The sequence below is a fragment of the Eubacterium limosum genome (genome assembly GCF_000807675.2).
Lineage (GTDB): Bacteria > Bacillota > Clostridia > Eubacteriales > Eubacteriaceae > Eubacterium > Eubacterium limosum.
This window is the reverse complement of sequence record NZ_CP019962.1, coordinates 2,767,992-2,788,974: the sequence shown is the minus strand read 5'-3', so window position 1 is coordinate 2,788,974 and position 20,983 is coordinate 2,767,992. Positions and strand designations below refer to the sequence as shown.

At 49.1% G+C, this 20,983-nt stretch carries 19 protein-coding genes and 1 riboswitch; of the genes, 3 read left to right on the top strand and 16 right to left on the bottom strand.

Annotated elements, in window-relative coordinates; genetic code table 11:
* Positions 1–35: 35 nt before the first annotated feature.
* From B2M23_RS13075 to B2M23_RS13045, 7 genes are all read right to left on the bottom strand, one after another.
* Complete coding sequence (locus B2M23_RS13075) at positions 36–3,041, bottom strand: MrcB family domain-containing protein (protein ID WP_052237192.1); 3,006 nt, start codon at positions 3,039–3,041, stop codon at positions 36–38.
* 170 nt (positions 3,042–3,211) lie between these two features.
* Positions 3,212–3,670: a hypothetical protein gene (locus B2M23_RS13070; RefSeq protein WP_038351991.1), complete on the bottom strand. Its 459-nt coding sequence runs from the start codon at positions 3,668–3,670 to the stop codon at positions 3,212–3,214.
* A 182-nt stretch (positions 3,671–3,852) separates the two neighbouring features.
* The gene (locus B2M23_RS13065; RefSeq protein ID WP_038351992.1) at positions 3,853–4,593 is read right to left on the bottom strand and encodes an ABC transporter ATP-binding protein; all 741 of its coding nucleotides are present in this window, start codon (positions 4,591–4,593) and stop codon (positions 3,853–3,855) included.
* Entirely contained in the window at positions 4,577–5,389 is an 813-nt protein-coding gene (locus B2M23_RS13060; protein WP_038351993.1) for an ABC transporter permease, read from the bottom strand. Before B2M23_RS13060 ends, B2M23_RS13065 begins: the two co-directional genes overlap by 17 nt.
* Positions 5,390–5,397: 8 nt before the next feature.
* Positions 5,398–6,366 carry an ABC transporter substrate-binding protein gene (locus B2M23_RS13055; RefSeq protein ID WP_038351994.1) on the bottom strand — a complete coding sequence of 323 codons (969 nt, stop codon included), beginning with the start codon at positions 6,364–6,366 and terminating at the stop codon, positions 5,398–5,400.
* Between the two features lie 14 nt (positions 6,367–6,380).
* On the bottom strand, positions 6,381–7,400 hold the full coding sequence (locus tag B2M23_RS13050; protein WP_038351995.1) for a radical SAM protein: 1,020 nt from the start codon (positions 7,398–7,400) through the stop codon (positions 6,381–6,383).
* Between the two features lie 171 nt (positions 7,401–7,571).
* Positions 7,572–8,066: a DUF6376 family protein gene (locus B2M23_RS13045; protein WP_038351996.1), complete on the bottom strand. Its 495-nt coding sequence runs from the start codon at positions 8,064–8,066 to the stop codon at positions 7,572–7,574.
* A gap of 158 nt (positions 8,067–8,224) precedes the next feature.
* Here B2M23_RS13045 and B2M23_RS13040 point away from each other — a divergent pair, with 158 nt between their 5' ends.
* Positions 8,225–9,334, top strand: coding sequence for an Mbeg1-like protein (locus tag B2M23_RS13040; RefSeq protein WP_038351997.1), 1,110 nt, complete (start codon positions 8,225–8,227; stop codon positions 9,332–9,334).
* Between the two features lie 27 nt (positions 9,335–9,361).
* Here B2M23_RS13040 and B2M23_RS13035 read toward each other — a convergent pair whose 3' ends face one another.
* The 8 genes from B2M23_RS13035 to B2M23_RS13000 form a co-directional block, all read right to left on the bottom strand.
* Positions 9,362–10,114 (bottom strand): aminotransferase class IV, encoded by a 753-nt coding sequence (locus B2M23_RS13035; RefSeq protein WP_038351998.1) that lies wholly within the window; start codon positions 10,112–10,114, stop codon positions 9,362–9,364.
* Entirely contained in the window at positions 10,111–11,463 is a 1,353-nt protein-coding gene (gene pabB, locus B2M23_RS13030; RefSeq protein WP_038351999.1) for an aminodeoxychorismate synthase component I, read from the bottom strand. Before pabB ends, B2M23_RS13035 begins: the two co-directional genes overlap by 4 nt.
* Positions 11,432–12,049 (bottom strand): anthranilate synthase component II, encoded by a 618-nt coding sequence (locus B2M23_RS13025; RefSeq protein ID WP_038352000.1) that lies wholly within the window; start codon positions 12,047–12,049, stop codon positions 11,432–11,434. Before B2M23_RS13025 ends, pabB begins: the two co-directional genes overlap by 32 nt.
* 242 nt (positions 12,050–12,291) lie before the next feature.
* Positions 12,292–12,549: an HPr family phosphocarrier protein gene (locus B2M23_RS13020; RefSeq protein WP_038352001.1), complete on the bottom strand. Its 258-nt coding sequence runs from the start codon at positions 12,547–12,549 to the stop codon at positions 12,292–12,294.
* Positions 12,550–12,686: 137 nt separating this feature from the next.
* The gene (locus tag B2M23_RS13015) at positions 12,687–14,699 is read right to left on the bottom strand and encodes a PTS fructose transporter subunit IIABC (RefSeq protein ID WP_038352002.1); all 2,013 of its coding nucleotides are present in this window, start codon (positions 14,697–14,699) and stop codon (positions 12,687–12,689) included.
* A gap of 17 nt (positions 14,700–14,716) precedes the next feature.
* Entirely contained in the window at positions 14,717–15,619 is a 903-nt protein-coding gene (pfkB, locus tag B2M23_RS13010; RefSeq protein WP_038352003.1) for a 1-phosphofructokinase, read from the bottom strand.
* Positions 15,597–16,367 carry a DeoR/GlpR family DNA-binding transcription regulator gene (locus B2M23_RS13005; protein ID WP_038352004.1) on the bottom strand — a complete coding sequence of 257 codons (771 nt, stop codon included), beginning with the start codon at positions 16,365–16,367 and terminating at the stop codon, positions 15,597–15,599. The genes pfkB and B2M23_RS13005 overlap by 23 nt, the downstream gene beginning before the upstream one ends.
* Positions 16,368–16,664: 297 nt before the next feature.
* The gene (locus B2M23_RS13000; RefSeq protein WP_052237193.1) at positions 16,665–18,089 is read right to left on the bottom strand and encodes a peptidoglycan DD-metalloendopeptidase family protein; all 1,425 of its coding nucleotides are present in this window, start codon (positions 18,087–18,089) and stop codon (positions 16,665–16,667) included.
* A gap of 366 nt (positions 18,090–18,455) precedes the next feature.
* Positions 18,456–18,618: riboswitch (cobalamin riboswitch) on the top strand.
* Positions 18,619–18,731: 113 nt separating this feature from the next.
* On the opposite strand from B2M23_RS13000, the gene B2M23_RS12995 reads away from it, so the two are divergent.
* Positions 18,732–19,337, top strand: coding sequence for a DUF2284 domain-containing protein (locus B2M23_RS12995; protein WP_052237194.1), 606 nt, complete (start codon positions 18,732–18,734; stop codon positions 19,335–19,337).
* A 25-nt stretch (positions 19,338–19,362) separates the two neighbouring features.
* Positions 19,363–19,893 (top strand): ATP-binding protein, encoded by a 531-nt coding sequence (locus B2M23_RS12990; protein WP_052237195.1) that lies wholly within the window; start codon positions 19,363–19,365, stop codon positions 19,891–19,893.
* On the opposite strand, the gene B2M23_RS12985 is transcribed toward B2M23_RS12990, so the two are convergent.
* Complete coding sequence (locus B2M23_RS12985; RefSeq protein ID WP_038352006.1) at positions 19,876–20,814, bottom strand: sugar-binding transcriptional regulator; 939 nt, start codon at positions 20,812–20,814, stop codon at positions 19,876–19,878. The genes B2M23_RS12990 and B2M23_RS12985 overlap by 18 nt on opposite strands.
* Positions 20,815–20,983 lie beyond the last annotated feature (169 nt).

The following is a 20,983-nucleotide window of genomic DNA, read 5'->3' as shown; positions in this document are numbered from 1 at the left end:
CAGCACCAGTGAATATATGTGAATATGTGGACAGCCTAGCTCCAGAAAGAGGTTTTTCCTTCCTGGTCAAAGCGTTTGACCATGGCGCTCAGCTTTTCCGCACTCTTGGGGAACAGGCCACCGCGGTTGCCCGCATAGTTTCTTACTGCGTTACCCGAGCGGGTACCCGCGCAGATCTTAAAAAGGTCGGTAAGGACAGACTCCACAGCAGAGCCGCCTCCCTGGATACGCGGCAAAATCTTTTGCAGAATGGCGTGATCCAGCCCATCCTCCTGGCTCATAAGTCCATACTCAGCATTGTAAAGCAGGTAAAAACAGATTTCATCACGCACACGGTAACCGATCTGTGCGTTGGCCTTCATGAGAATACCATTCATCGCTTCAAGCAGCGTGACAACCTCCTGGATCATATCCCGCTGGCGGGTACAGTTGGCCAGAACCAGAACATCGCTTTTTAAAAACTTGTTGCCCAGATGAATGGGCTCCGGCATGGTGCGCGGTGGATTCTGCAAATGCAGGCTCACCTGTCCGATCTCGATGAGGCTCGCCCGGTCCAGCACTTTGCGGCTCAACGCAAAAGCCGTTTCCTCACTGCTGACAGTACCGATGATATAGAGGTTTTCGGGCAGGTAAAGCTCACCATAGCGTTCCCTTGCCAGTTCGTCGCGGCCAAAGGCCTCATCTCCCAGCAGCGGGTCCGTGACCGTTCGCCCTTCCCGGTCGCGCCGGGTTTCCATGACAGATAAAATCTCACTGAAATAGTATTCGACCCTGGCCAGATTCATCTCATCCAGACACAGGAAGTAGGGCTTTCTGGGATTATCCACCGCTTCTCTTATAAAGTCGTTGAGAGCGCCTGGGACAAAGCGTCCGGAGGAATCCAGATAGCCGAGCAGACCTCTGGAATCCTTCCAGTCCGGGCGAACCGGCACCTGCTTGTACCGGCTGTTTTCAGTGTTAGCCCCCATGGCTTCAGCAAACAGGCGTGCCAGGCTGGACTTTCCAATACCCGCGATACCGGTCAGGATAACAAATGGCTTGGCCTTCAGACAGAGATAGAGATTTTCCACAATACCTGGAGTGCAGGTAAAGCCGTGGGCGGTAATGTAAGCGCCTACCTGGCGAAGGGTTCCTGGAATGTCTAGCGGCTCTTCCACCAGATTTTCAACCCGCTCCAGGATACGTTCCACTGCGTTGACCTCTTCAGTCTCAGCGGATGATTCCTCCATGACACGCTTGGTTTCAAGATAAGCTGTCTCGCTGATGCTGCGCGCAGTCTTTTGAGGCGCTTCATTGGATACCTCAGCCGCCGGCTGCTCTGCCACAGGGGCAGGCTCAGTCTGAGCCTGCTCGGAAGCTGATGCCACGTGCTTGGACTGTGCTTCAGCCACAGGCTCTGCCGCTTCTTCTACCGGCTCCCATTCAATGATTTCAGGCTCACTGCTTTCCTCAGGTTCAATACTCTCAGCTGACTCTGTTTCCTGAAGCTCAGCTTCATCTGCGGTTACCGGTTCTTCTACAAACACTTCAGTCTCTGAGACTTCCTCAGCAGGCACTTCAAGAGCTTCGGGTTCCTCTGGTTCTTCCTCCTCAGGGTAAAGGTTCAGGATACAGCGCTCGTAATAATCATTGTAGACCTCCAGCATTTCCTGAAGATCCTGCTCCAGCTTTGTGTCCCCCGGCACCATACGGTCGTATTCTCTGTAAAAGATCACGCCCTCACGAAAGCGGTCGTCATACAGATCCACATCCTTGCTGCCAGAGTCGAAGCCTCTGGGGTCCACTCTCCTCTGGATTTCTGCCACCAGGGGACGCAATGCAGCCGCAACAACAGGCTTCACATCCTCCTGTCCGGTTTTCAGCGCTTCCTCCTCAATTTCCTTAAAGCCGTGGAACAGGGTCAGATACAACTTCTGAGTATCCTTGTTAAGCAGGTACTGCACAAAGACGCCGGTATTTGGCACTCTGGTGATATTGCGGTCAAGTACCGCCACCCATGGTGTCTCGGTCCACTCCTCTACACCAGCAAAACCAGTGACCTTATAGCGGTCACCGTCCACAAATTTCAGGGCCTCAATGCAGCCAGGAATGCCATCGGTCAGAATGTCTTTAAAGGAGTAACGGAAATCTCTGGTAAAATAATGACCGTACTCGTCGATCAGACTGGTCAGGTTTTCCTGAAGGCCGGGACCGTCCATACGCTCAAAGTAGTGTTCAATTTTCTGATCCAGCAGCTCGATGATCAGTCGTTTGTCGTCAGTGCTCAGCTCGTCCAGCATGGAAACCTCAAGGGCAAAGTAAAAATGCTCGTCGATGGTTTCCATGACCAGAAATCCCTTTTCTGCCATGAGAGCGTAAGGGCCATCCATTAAAAAGGCCAGTACGTCATCCAACCCTGCTTCTTTCACGTTTTCGATAATCTTATCCGCGTTTTTATCCTGTGCCTTGCCCTGTGCCTCCCGGGCTTCGTAAAACTTTTTGACGCTCGCAGACACCATAAATACATCGGCTTTTCCTCGATTATCTGCCTGCTCCAGATAATTTTTCAAGAAGACCATTTCGTAGGAACTCTTAAAGGAAACCACTGTTTTACCAGGTCCCAGGTAATCGAAAAGCTCCTGCTTTTTGGTCAGCGCCTCATCGCTTGGCAAGATCATTTTGACCAAAAACTCATCAGCCTCCAGCTTCTCAAACTGGAGGATCGGCCGCTCATCCATCTGGTACTCGGTCATATTGGCAAAGAAATTTTCGTAATCAGGAAACAAGCCGATAAATTTGCTGCTCAGGGCCTTGCTCCAGGTCAGCTTGATGTTGTTCGCGCTGTTTTCGCCGTAACCGCACTCAATATAGGAGGGGAACTCCCGTCCCTCAAACAGGAAAACAACCCGTGTCTCGCCGCTTTCTGCGCCAAAAAATTTGTTCAGCTCCGCCGGAATTGTCATACCGCCGTCTCTGAATACTAACTGGTCGGTAATAAAAGTCACCGTATAATCGTTCAGCATTTTCCACGCATCATTGGGTCCGAAATTTCGCTCTATCATATATGAATCACCTCGTTGATTTGGTTATCGTTTAGTTTTTCCTTACAGGTACTATTGTAACATTTCTATCCTTAAAGGGATATTCAATATTTTTACCTTTAAAGATAAAATCCCACGGTTCGGGTTCTCTCATGTTTACTTAACCTCTGGTGAAAATAATCCCATGATTTTTAAATAAAATTATCAAAGCTGTTGCTGTATACCCTCAGAAAATCATAAAGCTCATGATCCCCATCCATTTCACCCCAGACTTTCGGGGCAGCAGTCCAGTATTCCTCCTGGAACCGCTTCCAGTTTTTCGGACCGAAGAAAACCGGCCCCAAGTGCAGGCCTATTCTGATAAAGTAGAGGCGATGTTCTCTCTTGAAGGCCTTGATCGCACGGTGGGGATCCTCAAAAACAGGCTTCCCCTCGGCGTTCAGACCCACAGCGTAATCCCCTGTATTGGGAATATGGTAGCTCCACTCGCTGGTTGCTCCCAGTGGTGAGACGACCTTTGCTTTTTCCGGGTTCAGATAGCGGTCATCATCGCCGAACAGCTGAATTCCGACCCAGGCAGCTGCATAAAAAAACACGACAGCTGCAAGCAATACGCCAGCCCCTCTTAAAATTAGCTGACCTTTTTTCATTTAATCTCCCTCCCAGCTTCGTCTATAAAAGCCTCTCATGTTAAACCATCCATTTAATTGATTTTAGCACAGCCTTTGTTATTTGCATAGATCCGCTTTAAATAATACTTTGGGTTTAAGAAACAAAAAAGAAAGAGCTGTGTACTATAAGCAGCGCTCCTTCTCACTAGTGTTCGCTTTCTCTAAAGATCCCGGAGAATTTCCAGAATATTCTTTTTTTCTTTTCCAAAATCTGGGTCTGCGAGCTGATCCAGAGGGTCTTTTTTTTCAAGCTCCCGCTCAATGTCTTTGACGATATGGCCTGGCCGTTTGCTGAAAACCAGTATCCGATGACCCAGCACCAAAGCCTCCTCGACATCATGGGTAACAAAGAGCACAGTGGACCGCAGATCCCGCCAGACCGATAATACCAGTCCCTGCATCTTTGGCCTCAGCTGGGCGTCCAGCGCGGCAAATGGCTCATCCATGAGCAGGCATTGCGGCTCCATAACCAGAAGCCGTGCAAGGGCAGCGCGCTGCTGCATACCACCGGACAGGGCACCGGGGTAGTAGTCCTTGAAATCAGCGAGGCCTGTGAGATCCATAAAACGGTCTACCCGATCCTGCTGCTCCTTTCCCCGCACACCTGCCTGCTTAAGGCCAAAGGCCACATTACCCGCGGCGGTAAGCCAATCAAACAGGACTGGCGTTTGAAACATCACGCCACGCTCCACGCTCGGGCCAGTCACAGGGCTTTCATTAAAGCAGACCGACCCCGTCACTGGCTTTTCAAAACCGGCTGCCAGCTTTAAAAGAGTTGACTTCCCGCAGCCGCTGGGTCCCAGCAGTACGGTGATCTTCCCCGGCTCGGCCTTGAAACTTACATCCTTTAAAACCTCCAGACCGCCATAACCATGGGATATATTTTTAAACTCCAGACTCATTTTTTCTGCCTCCCTGTGGGTAGATTCTCCTGCATACAGCCACGAGCAAAAAATCCGTCACCTTTGCTGCCACAGCAATAACAATCATGGCGGCCAGAACCATGTCCACATGGCCGAGCATCCGGGCGTCACTCATAATAGCGCCCAGTCCCTTTGTGACCCCGGTGACCTCACCCAGCACCAGATAAGCCCAGGCGACCCCCAGCCCCAGTCGAAGCCCCACTGCGGCCTGAGGGAAAGCCGCTGGAAAAACAACGTCACGGAAAAGCCTGAAGCCCTGCGCCCCCAGCATCTGCCCAGCCTGAATATACATCTCCGGAATAGCTGCCGCCCCGGCAGCAGTATTGACATAGACCGGAAAAAAAGCCGCCAGCGACATGAGAAAAAGGGTGTTTCCCTCGCCCACGCCAAACCAGACAATGGCTATAGGCAGCCAGCCAATGCCCGGCACCGCCTTGATCAGGTGGATCACCGGGTCAAAAAGACGCCTCAATACCGTTATGCGGCCAGTCAGAAAGCCCATGAGCATGCCCAGGCTCCCGGCGATGAAAAAACCGGCCAGCACACGAAGCAGGCTGGCACCTAGATTTTCCCACAGAGCTCCGGAATAGGGTGTGATGCCCAGACGGCCAGATGCAAAATCCGTCAGCACCCGAAACAGTTCCACAGGAGACGGCAGCTTATAGGCTGGTATATGCCCAGAAGCAGACAGCCAGAACCAGACCGCCACCACCAATGCCGGGACGATCCACCCCACCGGGTCTACCCGCTTTACAATATTCCGAAATCTTTCCATGGGTCTTCCTAACGCCGTTTAGCGGCCTGTTCCAAAAAGCTGAGGTCAAACATGGCGTCAATATCCGGCACATTGTCGATCATACCCAGCTCTTTCATACGGTCCGCCAGATTTCTGGTGTTCTGGATAAAGGTATTGTCAATGTCTGAACAGAGCTCAATATTGTCTGCCGAGATTTCCAGCAAAGCCTTGTCCGTCCCAAATTCTGCCGATTTATTTAACCATTTCTCCCGATCTTCGTTCAGCATCCTGATAGCGTCCACATGGGCATTCACCAAATCCTGAACCATTTCCGGTTTGTTTTTAATGGTATTCTCGGTAACGATCATAGCTGCGTTGATGGTTCCAATGCTGTCATCAAAGTAGGGATAGCTCAAAATACGTCCATAACCCTCCTGAACAGCTTGGGACGGGTAAGGTTCTCCGCTTAAAAAGGCATCAATATCCCCGTTTAAAAGAGCCTGTCCCATATCGAAAAAATCGATGCGCTTAAGCTCCACATCGGTGTCCGGGTTGATGCCGCTGCGCTTAAGTACCTCCAGCAGCAGGGCATGGTGCATGGTGCCCGGCACATAGGCAATACGTTTGCCCTTCAAGTCAGCCTCACTCTTGATACCAGAGTCCTTGTCCACCACAAGGGCCGAGCATTTATTACACAGGCTGGTAACAATTTTGACTGGCTCCCCCTTAGAGGCAGCTGTAATGGCAGTGACCAGTGTCGTGCCACACATATCCAGACTGCCTGCCAGCAGTGCGGTTTTCTGGTCGCCTGGGTTGGTAAAAGGTAAGACCTCAACGCTTTCTGGCATAAATTCATTATAAAAATAAGGTGTGATGGTCTGGGCTGTTTTCCATGTTCCCACCGTTATCTTCTCACTCTTTGCCGCTGTATCCTCCCCTGGGCTGCCGCAACCAGCAAGCAGGCCCGCGGCCAGCAACACCGTCAGAGCCATCGCCACGTATTTTTTAATTTTCATTTTCTTCTCCTTTTTCACTGCATTTCCGGTCCGTCACACAGAGTATAGCCAGCCTGTTCAAACCATTCGCCCGCTGTCTGGGCGTCAAAATGATTCCACTTTTCCTTTGGAAGACAGCAGCTGTCCCGTGGAATCGAGCCAGTTTCCACAACAGCCACATTAGCACCAAAGCGCATGGCCTTTGGCGTTGCCGGATGTACGCAGATGTCCGGTACACGGCTGCCGCCAGCCAGACGCGTGATGGCTATAATCTGTGCCAGGCGGTTTTCAGTTATCTGCGGGTGTACACCCAGAGGGGTTCCCGGCACCGGTACACGGGCCATACCACCCGTTACGATGGCCTGGTGCTCAATGGCGCATAGACAGATATCCGCGATTTCCTCATTGCTGTGCTCGACGCCGATGGGCTCGACCAGGAAAACCAGCTTCAGGGGCGAATTCTTGACGGCGCGCAGGGTTTTAAGACGCTCCTCAGGCTCAAACCGGGTATCCCGGCCTTCCCCCAGCCTCAGAGAATGGTATATAAAGTCCACACCAGCGTGGTGCAGGGCATTGGCCTTTTCCAGATCAAACTCACCCACGTTCAGGCCAATTTCATAACTTCCCGGCACAGCCCTTCGTATCTTTCCAATAAGTTCTGAAAGTATCTCCAGGCTGTAAAACTCTGTGGTCCTGAGGACGATCCAACGCACCTTATTTTCCGCGTAGTCCCGGACACTCTCAATAATTTCCGTTTCCGAGAAATCCCGCTCCTGGCCAGACTCCACAATTCCCCAGGCTTCACCCAGCGAACAAAAATCACAATTCATGGGACAGGCCTTGTAATCCACTCCCATTGCCCCCCAAAGATAGGCTCTATCACCGGTCACTTGTGAGGCCACCCGGCGGGCCGCCTGTCCCAGGCGCTCACAGGCCTCCGAATCCGGATCAATGTCGAGCAGACGGATCAGCTCTGCCCGTTCCAAAGCCTTGCCCCTAAGCACATTTCTTTCGGCTGTTTCAATAAAGGCAAACAGCTCTTCTTTCTCCTGCATTTCATTTCCTTTCACACATATCTTATTATTCTTCTATTAGACTTTGTCATATAGATGTTAAAATGTAGTATAGCGTGTTTTAAAGCGTTTGTCCAGATGAATTTTACGCTGCTGTCAAGCCTTTAAACAAAAAATTCCGGAACCAGCCGGTCCGGAATTTTCGATATCTATTTATTTTTTAATCATGTCTGTGGCCTTCTGAGAGCCTTCTAGCATCAGGCTAGAGGCTTCCATAGCCATACCGTCAGCTTCACCCGCCTTGTCAATAAGAGCGTTCAAGCCTGCTTCATCGACGTTATTAGGATCAATGGGCGCATTAAAGCATTCTTTATAAAGGGCAATGGCAGACAGCATTTTATCCGATGCGCCCTTAAAACTTGACTGGACGTCTTCCATCTTCTTCGGGGCCTTCAAAGCCCCCAGCTTCGTCCAGCTGGCCTCCATTTCAGAAAGCTTTGACTGCACACTGTTAATCCAGTCCTGACTTTCATAATCTGCTTCATTTAAAAGCTTCTGCCAGTCTGTGTTCTCCTGGGAAATTTCAGTCGCCAGATTCGTAAACTCCTCGGCATAGGCCTGGGTTCCATCGTCGCCACAGCCGGTAATGGACAGCATCAGGCATAAAACGACCAGTAAACCCCCCAATGTTTTCATTTGCTTTTTCATTTTTTCTCCTCTCAGCGTAAATGATTACAACCATTTTAACATATTTTCAACACTAATAAAAGAAGACTTTGAATCACTTTTGACAAAATATCCCCTTGTCATTTTCCGTCTTTTGAGCTATTCTAATGGCAAGGCTTACATAACAGGAGGACTTTATCATGTCCAATATTTTTGATTACCTTGACTGGCGGGGAGATCTCACCCTGGATCAGTCTCCCTTTAACGCAGTAGACAACCTGATTCTCAGCTGTATTTCCTATATCCGCTTCGAAGGTATTGTTCCAAACAGCACCAAAGCGGTCAGCATTACCGAGGCTTATGCCCGTTTTTCGGCACTGCCTGAGGAGGAACAGCAGCTGCGCCTGCGAGTGGATGAGGACAGACGCCTTTTAAAGGAGCTGGCGCAAAGCCGCCGTTTTGCAGATATGGGACTCTGCCTTTATGATGATCAGCTGGACCCCATTCTGGAAAAGCAGTTTTGTGGGCTCACCGTTCTGACCGGTGACGGGCTTGCCTTCATTGCCTACCGTGGCACAGATGACACCCTTGTGGGCTGGAAGGAAGACTTTAACATGAGCTTTAAAACCTGTGTTCCCTCCCAGACCGAAGCCGCCGAGTATCTGAAGCGTACCGCCGGGAGCCTTGGCGCCATCCGCCTGCGGCTGGGTGGTCACTCGAAGGGAGGTAACCTGGCAGTGTATGCGGGCATTCACTGCGGGGCTTACCTCAATCGTATTGAGGCGATCTACAGCAACGACGGTCCCGGCTTTCCCGCCGAGGTACTGGAGAGTTCCCCCTATCAGGTGGTGAGCGGCCGCATTCGTACCTTCGTGCCGCAGACCTCCATTGTCGGCATGCTCCTTGAGCACGCCGAGGACTATACCGTGGTACACAGCAAACAGATCGGTATCGCACAGCACGACCCCTACTCCTGGGAAATTCTGGGACCTGATTTCGTCTGTCTGGAATCTGTGACTGCTGGCTGCCGTTTTATGGACGAAACCGTCAAGGCGTGGGTCGATGACATGTCTCCTGAGGAACGCGAACAGTTTATCGATACCTTTTATGACATCCTGTCTGTGACACAGGCTCAGACCGTCAGTGATCTGGCACACTTTTCCCTGAAAAATGCCCGTGCCATCAAACAAACCCTTGAAAATACCGACCCTGAAACAAAAAAAATGATGACCGAAGCCATTTCCAAGCTTCTGGACGCCGCCAAAGATTCCTTTCATACACTGCTGCCGCACAAAAAAGCCTCAGACTAAAATCTGGGGATTCTTCTTTATATAGCTTCACAGCACTGGCCAATCAAGCGCCTGCCGCAAGAGGTCATGGTAATCTCTCCAGACTGCCTCCCAGACGCTTTTTTCACCGTAGGCGACGTCGTCCAACTGACGGACAGGCAGCATCCCCATCAGAGCGTTGGTGACAAAGGCTTCATCAAAATCACCAATCTCCTCCGGAAAGACCACTCTTTCCTCCACATCATAGCGGCTGATCAGGTAATTTCGGACCGTTCCCGGCAGCAGACCGCAGGACAGAGAGGGTGTAATCAGCCGCCCTTTCTTTACAAAGAAAAGATTTGTCACTGCACCTTCTGTCAACTGACCTCTGGTGTTTAAAAATACCGGCTCATCAAAGCCCTGGGATGCCGCCCGCCTTTTTTCCAGAATGTTTTCCCCATAACAGAGCGTCTTGTGGCAGGTCAGGGGGGAGGTTTCATTGCGCCGCACTGGACTGGTTCTCAGCACAAAACCACGCTCGTAGTCTGCCAAAGTATAGGGGTTTTGCCGGCAGGACCACAGACAATTCTCCTGGGAAACAATGATCTTGAGCACCCCATTCTTCATAGGATGTTTTTTTAGAGTTTCGTTCACCCATTCTGTAGTCACAGGGTTTGGGATTCCAAGGAAATCCAAAGCTTCTTTTAACCGTTTCAGATGTGCCCCTAAAAACACAGGCTGTCCGTACATTACTGCAATGGTTTCAAAGGCGCCCAGACCAAAACAAAAACCATCGTCCAAAATCAGCTCTTGCTCGCTCATCGCATGGCCTCCAGAAGCGCCCTGGCCTTTTGCTCAGTTTCTTCGTACTCAAATTCCAGATCCGATTCGCAGGTAATGCCGCCGCCCACGCCCAGAGTGTAGCAACCATTCTGGTAAACTGCGGTGCGGATCACAATGTTCAGATCACAGCTTCCGTCCAAGCCAAGATAGCCCATAGAGCCCGTATACAGCCCCCTGCGGCTATGCTCCAGCTCGTCAATGATTTCCATGGCCCGTATTTTGGGCGCTCCGGTAATTGACCCGCCTGGGAAAGCGGCGCGCAGCAGGTCAGGGGCTGTCAGACTGTCCCGCAGCTTTCCGACAATATTGGAAACCAGGTGAAAGACCGTGGCGTAGGTTTCCACGTCAAACAGGCTGGTAACCTTCACGCTGCCCGGCTCACAGACCCGGTTAAGATCGTTGCGCTCCAAATCAACGATCATAAGCAGCTCGCTCTTATCCTTCTCTGACTCCTGAAGCTCCTTCTTCAGAGCAGCGTCCTCTTCTGGCGTCACGCCCCGACGGCGTGTGCCCTTGATGGGCCGTGTTTCTACCAGACCGTTTTTCATGCGCAGAAACCGCTCCGGCGAGGCACTGATGACTTGAAAATCCCCATAGTTAAAATAGCCGCCAAAGGGTGAAGGATTGTTCTCACGCAGGCTCTTAAACATGGCGTAGGGAGACTTCCCGCTGTAAGCCATAATACGCCTGGTCATATTCGCGATATAAATATCCCCTTCTACAATATAATCGATCATCCGGTCAATGGCTTTTTTATAAGCCTCCTTCTCAAAATCCGATGTGATTTTCACAGGGTATTCTTCCCATTCCCCAGCCTCTTTGCTTGGCTTAAAGGCTATAATTTCATCTTTTAAGGCGTCCAGAGCTGCTCCAGGCTCTGCCAGCATACCGCTGGCTGTCAGGTACAGCTTTTTTTCATGCCGGTCCTCAATGATGAGATTGTCATAAAAGTTCAAAATACAATCCGGGATCTCCTGAACTTTGGCATGACGGGTCTTTATCCGCTCAAAGCTACGCCCGTAGTCATAGGTAAAGTAGCCGATAGCGCCCGAGATCATAGGCAGTCCAGTATCGTTCTTTTCATAATGCGCTGCCATATACTCGCCCAGGACCTCCTCCAGACTGCCCTCAGTCAGGCTGCCGTCCACATACAGGGCGCCATCCTTTACCTCCAGATTCTTATAGGGATTCAGCCCGATCATAGAGTAACGTCCCATTTCATTGACCAGGGAGGAATCCAGTAAAACAGCGCCAGGGCAGCTGCAGTAAAGATCAAAAAGCTCAGCCGCGCCGTATTTAAGAGGCCATTCGACAATCTGTGTTTTCATTTTGACACCACCACTCCTCGCATAATCGAATAAAATTGCCCAACACCGCATGCCCCGCTTCAGTCAGCACTGCCTCGGGATGGAACTGGACACCGTAAACCGGGTAATCCCTGTGGGAAAGCGCCATAACCACGCCGTCCTCCGACCGCGCGTCAACGAGCAGCGCCTCCGGCAGGCTGTTTTCAGCCACCACCAGTGAGTGGTAACGGGTGACCGACATCTCCTGCCTGAGCCCCTCAAACAAGTTCCTGCCCTTATGAAATACTGGCGTAATCTTGCCGTGCATGGGTCTTTCCCCTTTTTTCACAGCTGCGCCAAAAACATGGCCGATGATCTGGTGCCCCAGGCAGACCCCCAGGATCGGCACTCTGCCCGCAAAAGCGCGCACGACCTCGGCAGATTTACCGCAGTCCTCTGGGTTTTTGGGGCCTGGGGAAATGATGATTCCCTGGATATCCCCACGTTCAAGCAGCGCACGGACGTCCACCGCATCATTGCGGATTACCTCGATCTCCTGCCCCAGTTCCTTAAAATAGGCATCGAGGTTATAAACAAAGGAATCGTAATTGTCAATCATGATATACATTTATGGTCCTCCCTGTAAATTTGGTGCACAAAAAAAAGCCAAAAACAGGCACGCCTTCAGCGCGTCTGTTTTTGGCAGTCTTCTTTTCATTGAAAAGGCACACCCTATTTGGTTGATTGTTTTTATCTTAACTGATTTTCACACAAAACTCAAGGATATTTTTCAAAAAAGGGAAACGGCGCCGTGATGATTAAAAACGGCGCCGCTTTCCAAATATATTTTAATTTAATAGAGGGAGCGATTTAGAGGTTTTCTTTGAAGAATGCTTCTAATTCAACAATAGCGGTATCTTCGTCAGGACCTTCTGCCTGTACAGTGATGGTTTCGCCGTTTTTAGCACCTAAGCCCATAACACTTAACATGCTCTTGCCATTACCGGTTTTGCCATCCTTAACCAGACTGATTTCAGATGCGTATGGCTGGGTTTTTTTAACGAGTAATCCTGCTGGTCTTGCGTGAATACCTGCTGGGTCCGTAATTGTGTAATTAAATTCTTTCATTTTATGTTCTCCTTTGGACTATAAAAATTTCTAGTATTATATTAACATTTTTACCCAAACTTGCATAGCAAATCTTGTCTATTTTCTAAAAATTTTTATATTTATACTAATCTGGCATAAATATTGCTATAAAGTGATTATGCCGCTTCTTTCTTCAATGGTTTTTTCAAAATTGCCAGCAGAATCATGCCGACAACGGAGCCAATCAACAGCGATACAACATAGAACAGCGGGTTACCCACAACCGGGAATACAAACACACCGCCGTGTGGCGCCATCAGGGTACAGCCAAAGAGCATTGAGAGGCCGCCGGCCACCGCCGAGCCCACAACACAGGATGGAATAACACGGATGGGGTCTGCCGCCGCAAAGGGGATCGCCCCTTCTGTGATAAAGCACAGCCCCATAATGTAATTGGTGAGGGCTGACTGACGTTCCTTCCGGGTAAAGCGGTTCTTAAAGAAAGTGGCACACAAGGCAATGGCGATGGGTGGTACCATACCGCCGATCATAACCGCTGCCATGATGTCATACTGTCCTGAGCTGATAGCTGCCGTACCGAATACATAGGCCGCTTTGTTGAATGGGCCGCCCATGTCAATGGCCATCATTCCGCCCAGGATAATACCAAGGATAACTTTAGAGCTTTCACCCATGCTGTTTAAGCCATTGGTCATGGCCGTATTCAGCGCTGCGACTGGCGGGTTGATGATAAACACCATCAGCGCGCCCATAATCAGGAGGCCGAAGAAAGGATACAGAAGCGTTGGCTTGATTCCTTCCAGGGCATCGGGCAGTTTATCAAACAGCTTACGCAGCCCCAGCACCAGATAACCTGCCAGGAAGCCAGCGACCAGCGCGCCGAGGAAACCCGAGGTCCCACCGGTAGTAATGGTCATGGTGCCGTCTACCATCCCCAGGATGTAACCCTGGCTGGCGATATAGCCGCCCACAAAACCAACCGCCAGACCCGGACGATCCGCGATACTCATGGCAATGTAGCCTGCCAGAATCGGAAGCATAAAACCAAATGCCGCGCCCCCGATGGTCTTTAAGAATGCCGCGAAGGGTGTATTCATCCCAAAATTGGCCGGATCGATGGCGTAATCGTCAAAGAGGAATGCCAGGGCGATCAGGATACCGCCGCCGATAACAAAAGGCAGCATATGGGAAACGCCATTCATTAAATCCTTGTAGATCTTGCGGCCAATACTCTGCTTTTCGCCGCTGTCAGCGGTATTTTCTTCCTTACTGTCCGCATGGTAGATGGGTGCCTTGCCCTCCAGCGCATGGCTGATCAGCTCCTCAGGCTTATGGATGCCGTCAGCCACCTTGGTTTGAATGACCGGCTTGCCATCGAAACGGGCCATGGGCACATTTTTATCCGCTGCCACAATAATGGCGTCGGCATTAGCGATTTCGGCGCGAGTCAGTTCGTTCTTAACCCCACCGGAGCCATCTGTTTCAACCTTGATGCTGACGCCCATGTCCTTGGCTTTGCCCTCCAGGGCTTCAGCAGCCATGTAGGTATGGGCAATCCCGGTTGGGCAGGCAGTGACCGCCAATACCTTCGGGTATCCTGTATCTACCTCAGCTGCGGCTTCCCGCACCTTGGCTTCCTCTGCTTCTACCTTTTCCACAACCTTTTCTGCCGCATTTTCCTTTTCTTTTTTGGCGTCTTCCTCACCAAATTTCTCAGTTTCCTTTTGGTCAATAAGCTTCAGGAATTCATCCTTGTCCGTCGCATTTATAAGCTTTTGCCTGAATTCCTCATCCATGAGCATCATGGATAAACGGCTTAAAAGCTCGAGATGCGTATCATCGGAATTGTCCGGTACAGCGATGGCAAAGAGCAGATGGGCGGGCTGTCCGTCCATGGACTCATAGTCGGTGCCTTCCTTGCTCACCATGACAGCCAGTCCGGCTTCCTTCACAGCGCTTGTTTTGCCGTGCGGGATAGCGATCCCTTCGCCGATTCCGGTCGTTCCCTGTTCCTCTCTGGCAACAACGGCTTTTTTGTAGCCTTCCTTGTCGTTAAGGTTTCCGGTCGCGTCCATGAGATCGACCAGATTATCAATGGTCTCGCTCTTGGATGCCGATTTTCCCTGAAGGTCAATGCCTTCTTTCTTCAGCAAATCTGTAATTCGCATTTCTTTTCCCCCTGGAATTAGATTTTATTTAAAAGGTCTGCGACCTCTTGTCTGGTTGCCAGCTCTTCCGAGAAGGCACTGGCGCTGCCGGTAGCCACGCCCATTTTAAAGGCGGCTGCCAGATCGCCGGATTCCAGGTAGCCCGCCAGAAAGCCTGCCACCATGGAGTCGCCCGCACCCACGGAATTTTTAACCTCACCGCTGGGTGCCGCGCTTTTATGCACACTGCCATCCTCGTTCAGGAAGATGGCTCCGTCGCCCGCCATGGAAACAAGCACGTTGCGCGCACCCATTTCCTGGAGCTTTTTGCCGTATAAGATAATCTCATCATCGTTTTTAAGGGTAACCCCGAACATATCGCCAAGCTCATGATTGTTGGGCTTGATTAAAAACGGATGGTATTTTAAAACCTTTTTCAACAGATCCTTCGTGGCATCCACCACAATGTTAATCCCCCGGTTTTCAAGACGTGCCATAATACGCTCGTAGGTATCTGACGGCATGGAACTGGGGATACTGCCCGCCAGCGCCAGCACATCGCCCGCCTTCAGCCGGTCCAGCTGACCAAAGAGCTTTTCAAGAGCCTCCTCAGAAATCTGAGGCCCACGCCCATTGATCTCACTCTCCTCCTGGGATTTGAGCTTGACGTTGATCCGAGACAGACCGTTGTCGATTTCAATAAAAGCAGAGCTGCATCCAAAGTCCCGGACACGCTTCTCAATTTCTCTGCCGGTAAAACCAGCGATAAAGCCCAGAGCCACGTTGTCGAAGCCAAGGTTTTTAAGCACAATGGAAACATTGATGCCCTTGCCGCCTGGGAACAGCCGCTCCGAAGCGGTTCGGTTTACCTGGCCGGTTTTAAAATCATCAACCTTTACAATATAATCCAGGGATGGATTAAAGGTCACTGTGTAGATCATTTCTATCTACCTCCATTATCTCTGTGAATTTCAGGTATTTATGATCCTGTAAATCCGTGGTGATGATCGTCGCGCTACCGATGTCGCCAAAGGTAACGGAAGAAATTTTATTAAATTTTGAAGGGTCGCTTAAAATGTAAGCGTCCCGGCAGTTTTCAAAAGCTTCTTTTTTAACCATAGCCTCATGAACATCCGGCGTGGTGTACCCCGCCGTAGGGCTGATGCCGTTGGTCCCGAAAAAGCCAAGGGTAAAATTATATTTTCTGAGGGCTTCCACCGTTTCCTCGCCCACCATAGCTTCGGTTGAAATCCGGAGGTGTCCACCCGGGATAAATACTTTATACCCCTTTTTAAGGAGTTTATTTGCGTGTCCAAGTCCATCGGTCACGTAAGTCGCCTCCTTTTCACTGATATAATCAATGAGAGCCTCGGTGGTTGTCCCCGCATCAATAAAAACAAAGTCACCTTTTTTAATGAGCGAAGCCGCATACTGCCCGATGCGCTTTTTTTCCTCACTATATTGGCCGTGCTTGTAAGCCACATCATCTTCACTTGTCGTATAGCTGTTATCAACGGCTGTAGCGCCTCCATGAACCTTATTGATGAGGCCCATCTCATGCAGTGCGGTTAAATCCCGCCGCACCGTTGATTCCGAGCTTCCAAGCAGCTCAGTCAGTTCCTGTACTGTCACTGCTTTTTTGCTCTCCACGGTTTTTAGTATAATGTTAAATCTTTCTTCTGTTAACATCTCTTTGTCCTCCGCAACTGTATGATATCATCATTTTCAGTCAATGTCAAACATATTCATTCAAAAAACTTCAAAAATAATCATATCAGCCTTTATTTTACACTTAAATATGATTATTATTGACTGAATTTGACTGTTTAAGCCTATCATGCCCGGGTATAAAAGTCAACAAGCCAGAAACACTGGCAGCCGGACCGCCAATCCTTGTTCTTTTCAAAAAATAAAAAAGAACCAAACACGCGATTTGGTTCTTTTTTATCAGTGATATGCATATACTAAATTTTTTCGATCATGACATCAGACGTTGTCGCCGTCCTTAATGTCAAAATAATCTGGTAAATATTGCTGAACGTCGTTAATGCGGATTTCAAAATGGGAGTGCGGTCCGGTTGAGTTACCAGTGCTGCCCATCAACGCAATAACCTGACCCTTTTCGACCCGGTCACCAACGCTTACCTTAAATTCGGAGTTATGACCCATTCTCAGGACGGTTTTTCCATCATCCATCATAATGTCAACGCATAATCCGTAACCGCCAAAATCACTTGCCCGGATGACTGTACCACTCTGCGGTGCGTAGATCGGCGTACCCATTGAGTTCGCGATATCCACTGCAAAGCAGCCTGCGTGGCTTCCTGGCTTATCTAAAGCGGAAATATTACCGACTGCCGGTAAAATAAAATTGTCTTTCTTTGAAGACATGGTCGGGTACTGCTTCGTTCCCTTTGAAACAATCTGAGCCACTGGCTCTTTTGCAACTGTTTCGGATAAGGTTGTTTCGCTCACAACCTTGCCGTCTTCATAGACGGTTTCGACTTCCTTATCAAGTTCTCCGTTCACACCTTGCTGTGTAACTACAGTTTGATCAACATATACATTGGGATCTTCCTGCTCAACGGTCTGGAAAGGTATGTCTTCTTTTTTAGTTGATGTTTTAGTCAGATTAATCTTTAAGATACTGGAGCTTGTCTCAGTCTCATTATTCTGGTTTTCTACATTCTCATTACTATTATTTTCAACGGTACCTTCAGCTGCTGGAGCTTCCTCTTGGGCTGGCTCATTGCTTTGGTCTCTCGCCACATCGGCTCCACCACGGCTTGCTACCTGGATTGGAGCGTTCGTACTCTCTTCACTCTTACTCGGATTAGTGTTACCTGTTGCTAAAACATTAGCACATGCAGTTGGATCGACTAAATCATCGATCGAAAAATTCTTAGGCGTTTCTACAACGTCACTCTGGATGTCGCATTTTACCAGCTTATCTGTATCCTGTACGTTACCGATCTTATTAATTGCACCTGCAATAACGGCCTGTACCTGATCAGATGAAGCCAGGTTTCCGACTTCCTGTCCGTCAACCTTCAATTGTACACCATGAACGCCGACCTGAAGGTCCTGTGCGTTCAATGCATCAGTAAATTCTTCTTCTGAAAACATTGGTTTATTAAATGTGATGCTCTTTTTAATCTGTATATCATTGTAGACATATGCTGTTTCTATCGACGTTTTCGATCGCATATCCTGCTCTACCTGATCCAGACTCTGTGTAAACACAGCCGCATCTTTGGTATAGCCTAAAACCTCTCCGTCAACCATTACCTTGTAACCAAGACAGGTTGAAGAAAAGAATCCGAGAAGAAGCGCTACACAGAAACCTGTGAATACGACTTTTTCTCTTTTGCTCAGGTGCTTGGCGTAATGCGCAAGCTTCTTAAAAAACATTTGAAGCTTGCCACCTGAGCGATGGCTTTCGTTGCTAATGCCTAATCACCACCCTCCTATATAATTTTGACCAAATTGTAAAGTTATTTACAATTTAGATATATTTTAACATATCCTTTGGCACTTGCCAATACCTTAACCGAAATTACTTAATATTTTATGAAAAATTCATTAAAATATACGTATTTTAGGTTTAATTAAGGCGGTTCTCGCCCCTTTATCGGATATTCATTATTTTTTTCTTTACAACTAAAACTAAATTAAAGAGGAAAATATTGTTATAAAAAAATAAATTTACGAGAAGTCCTTTATCAGGGCCGAATAAACCTTGACAAAAGAAAATCAAAGGGATATGATAAGGATAACTTAATATTGTAAACATTATGTAAATGGGAAAAAGGTGAAAATCCTTTGCTGTAATCGCAGCTGTAATGCAATATGTCCCCTTATATGCCACTGTCCGCCGGATGGGAAGGTAAGGGGAATGCCATTGTAGAGCCAGAAGACCGGCATAATGTTTTCTTAAAACACTCCGATTTAGAGTTATTTAAGAGATACGTTCCTTAATTGATTTCGTATTTTTTGCCTTCTCTAGCCGGAGAAGGCTTTTTTAATGTACTAAATGAAGGTGAGGTATTCCCATTGATCGAAACAAAAAAACAGGTAGAGCCTGCCAAGGAATTTAAAGGCGACACCGTCATCAAGAGCCTGATGACCCTCAAGCGCCAGCTTGAGGATAAACGTGAGCTGTTCGGTATTCATGAATATGCCTTTGCCAAAACCAACGACCTGCTGTTTTCCATGGGCACAAGACTTTTGTGCGAGGGGAACCAGTGCGGCCATTACGGCGCCACCTGGGCCTGCCCGCCAGCGGTAGGCAGCTATAACAGCTGTGTTGCCAAATGCCGTTCCTACGAAAACGTCTGTCTGCTTTCAACCGTTACCGATTTAAAAGACCAGTATAGCTTCAGAGGCTGGCACCAGGCGCGCATGGTTCACGAGGCCGCCACAGCCAAGTCTGCCCGGCTTTTCAGAGCCCATTATCCAGGCTCACTGGTGCTATCTACAGAAGGCTGTATCATCTGCGACCAGTGCACCTACCCCGATGCCCCTTGCCGTTATCCAGAGCAGATCTTCCCATCTGTGGAGGGCTACGGCATCGTGGTCATGGATCTGGCCAGCAAAACCGGCCTTTCCTATAATAACGGCCCTGAAACCGTCACCTATTTCAGCTTTGTGCTGTTTTAATCCCCATTCAGAAAGGAGAATCGCTATGAACATGACCATTTCCTCCATTCCTGCTGCCGAGCCGTTGCCTCCCGCTTTCACTGTTTCCGATTTTTATGCCCTCAAGGAAAAATACAGCGGCCTAAGAAAAAAGGCAGCCACGTCCTACTGCGCCCTGGATGGCGTCATCTCTCTCTTTCAGGCCATCGCCCAGGAAAAGGGTATTGACTTTAACCCTATGGTTTTCTATCCCATGTCCTCCTTTGTGAAAGAACGGGACATCTGCCGGTTGACAGAGATTCTGCTGGAAAGCGCCTTTTCTGCGGGAGAAAAAAGCGTGGACTTCACCATCAATCTTTTTAACGCAGGCGTTATCTCCCTGTCCATCAAAACCAAACAGCCCTGCAGGCCCCTTTCTCAGTATACAGAGGAACTCCAGGCACTTACTGACGCCTATGACGGCATCCAGGATACCCGCCGAATCGGCGGCCGGGAGCTGACCGCCTTTATCCTGAGGCGCAGCCCCGAAAAGACTGAAGAGTGCTTTGGCAGTGACCTGCTATATGTCCGTTTTTAAAATTTTTTCAGCCGTTTCCTCATCTATGATGAGATGGCGCGCAAACCCCGTATTCAGACAGCCAATGGCCGATCCTATATTCGCTTCAACAGGCACAATACCAATAAAATTCTTAATTTTAGAAAGCGGCGCCAGAGGAATCTGGATGGCAAAATCATCCTCCCCTTTAATCTGCTGTCCCTTCCAGTTAAAAAAGTAAGACAGAATATTGGAAGTAGCTCGCTCCGTAATCAGCCTCCGCCCAAAGCGCAGGGCTGTGGCGTGATCTGGCACACAGGGGTAGCCCCCAAGGGTCACCAGGGCTGTGTCCGTCTTTTTCCACAGTGCCAGAATACTGTTGTAATTATCCGTCGTCACAAACAAATCCCGCTCCTGCTTAGTAGTGGGGAAAGCCGGTGAGATCAGAAAATCCGCCTCAAAGCCCGTTTTCCGTGCAAAATCCGTGGCCAGCTCATTGGGATGGTAACCCTTGTGGGGCACTGTCGCCGTCCCGATCAGGGGGCATACCTTTCCGCTATACTGTCCAGTGAGCTCCCGGTTCGCTAAAATATCAATGACACGGCTGATATTATACCCCCAGCCAAGGCCCAAAATACGGGTTTTTGGGAGAAGCTCCAGAAGAAAATCCACAGCTGCCTCATAAAGGCGCTCCTGGGTTTCATTCTTATCCTCCGTACAGCTCACGACCTGGCAGCTTTTTAAGCCAAACCGGTTGCACAGCTCCCGGCTTTTTCCGATGCTGGTGCTGTCAAAGGACTTAATCTCAATTTTAACAATTCCCTCCCTGCGGGCCTTGTTCAGCAGATTGCTGACCGAGGGACGCGAGATGCCCATAGACTTTGCGATCTCTGCCTGGGTCATATTCTCTTCATAATACATTTGTGCCGCGGTAATAAGGCGGATCAGTTCTTTCTCTTTCACGATGCTCTCCTTTACAAATGTCAGCTGCTTTTTCTAAATATACTCTTTTTTTTGACAAATGTCAATCTGATGTTCTTAAGATTTAAAAACCAACAAACTTTACATTTGTCAAAAAATAGCTTATTTTTTGTATTTTCATGGTGTTTTTTAAAGTTTTTAAATTATTTTA

Coding starts and splice junctions, on each gene's coding strand:
- B2M23_RS13075 (WP_052237192.1), bottom strand. CDS start 3,041: ATGATAGAGCGAAATTTCGGACCCAATGATGCGTGGAAAATGCTGAAC.
- B2M23_RS13070 (WP_038351991.1), bottom strand. CDS start 3,670: ATGAAAAAAGGTCAGCTAATTTTAAGAGGGGCTGGCGTATTGCTTGCA.
- B2M23_RS13065 (WP_038351992.1), bottom strand. CDS start 4,593: ATGAGTCTGGAGTTTAAAAATATATCCCATGGTTATGGCGGTCTGGAG.
- B2M23_RS13060 (WP_038351993.1), bottom strand. CDS start 5,389: ATGGAAAGATTTCGGAATATTGTAAAGCGGGTAGACCCGGTGGGGTGG.
- B2M23_RS13055 (WP_038351994.1), bottom strand. CDS start 6,366: ATGAAAATTAAAAAATACGTGGCGATGGCTCTGACGGTGTTGCTGGCC.
- B2M23_RS13050 (WP_038351995.1), bottom strand. CDS start 7,400: ATGCAGGAGAAAGAAGAGCTGTTTGCCTTTATTGAAACAGCCGAAAGA.
- B2M23_RS13045 (WP_038351996.1), bottom strand. CDS start 8,066: ATGAAAAAGCAAATGAAAACATTGGGGGGTTTACTGGTCGTTTTATGC.
- B2M23_RS13040 (WP_038351997.1), top strand. CDS start 8,225: ATGTCCAATATTTTTGATTACCTTGACTGGCGGGGAGATCTCACCCTG.
- B2M23_RS13035 (WP_038351998.1), bottom strand. CDS start 10,114: ATGAGCGAGCAAGAGCTGATTTTGGACGATGGTTTTTGTTTTGGTCTG.
- pabB (WP_038351999.1), bottom strand. CDS start 11,463: ATGAAAACACAGATTGTCGAATGGCCTCTTAAATACGGCGCGGCTGAG.
- B2M23_RS13025 (WP_038352000.1), bottom strand. CDS start 12,049: ATGTATATCATGATTGACAATTACGATTCCTTTGTTTATAACCTCGAT.
- B2M23_RS13020 (WP_038352001.1), bottom strand. CDS start 12,549: ATGAAAGAATTTAATTACACAATTACGGACCCAGCAGGTATTCACGCA.
- B2M23_RS13015 (WP_038352002.1), bottom strand. CDS start 14,699: ATGCGAATTACAGATTTGCTGAAGAAAGAAGGCATTGACCTTCAGGGA.
- pfkB (WP_038352003.1), bottom strand. CDS start 15,619: ATGATCTACACAGTGACCTTTAATCCATCCCTGGATTATATTGTAAAG.
- B2M23_RS13005 (WP_038352004.1), bottom strand. CDS start 16,367: ATGTTAACAGAAGAAAGATTTAACATTATACTAAAAACCGTGGAGAGC.
- B2M23_RS13000 (WP_052237193.1), bottom strand. CDS start 18,089: ATGTTTTTTAAGAAGCTTGCGCATTACGCCAAGCACCTGAGCAAAAGA.
- B2M23_RS12990 (WP_052237195.1), top strand. CDS start 19,363: ATGAACATGACCATTTCCTCCATTCCTGCTGCCGAGCCGTTGCCTCCC.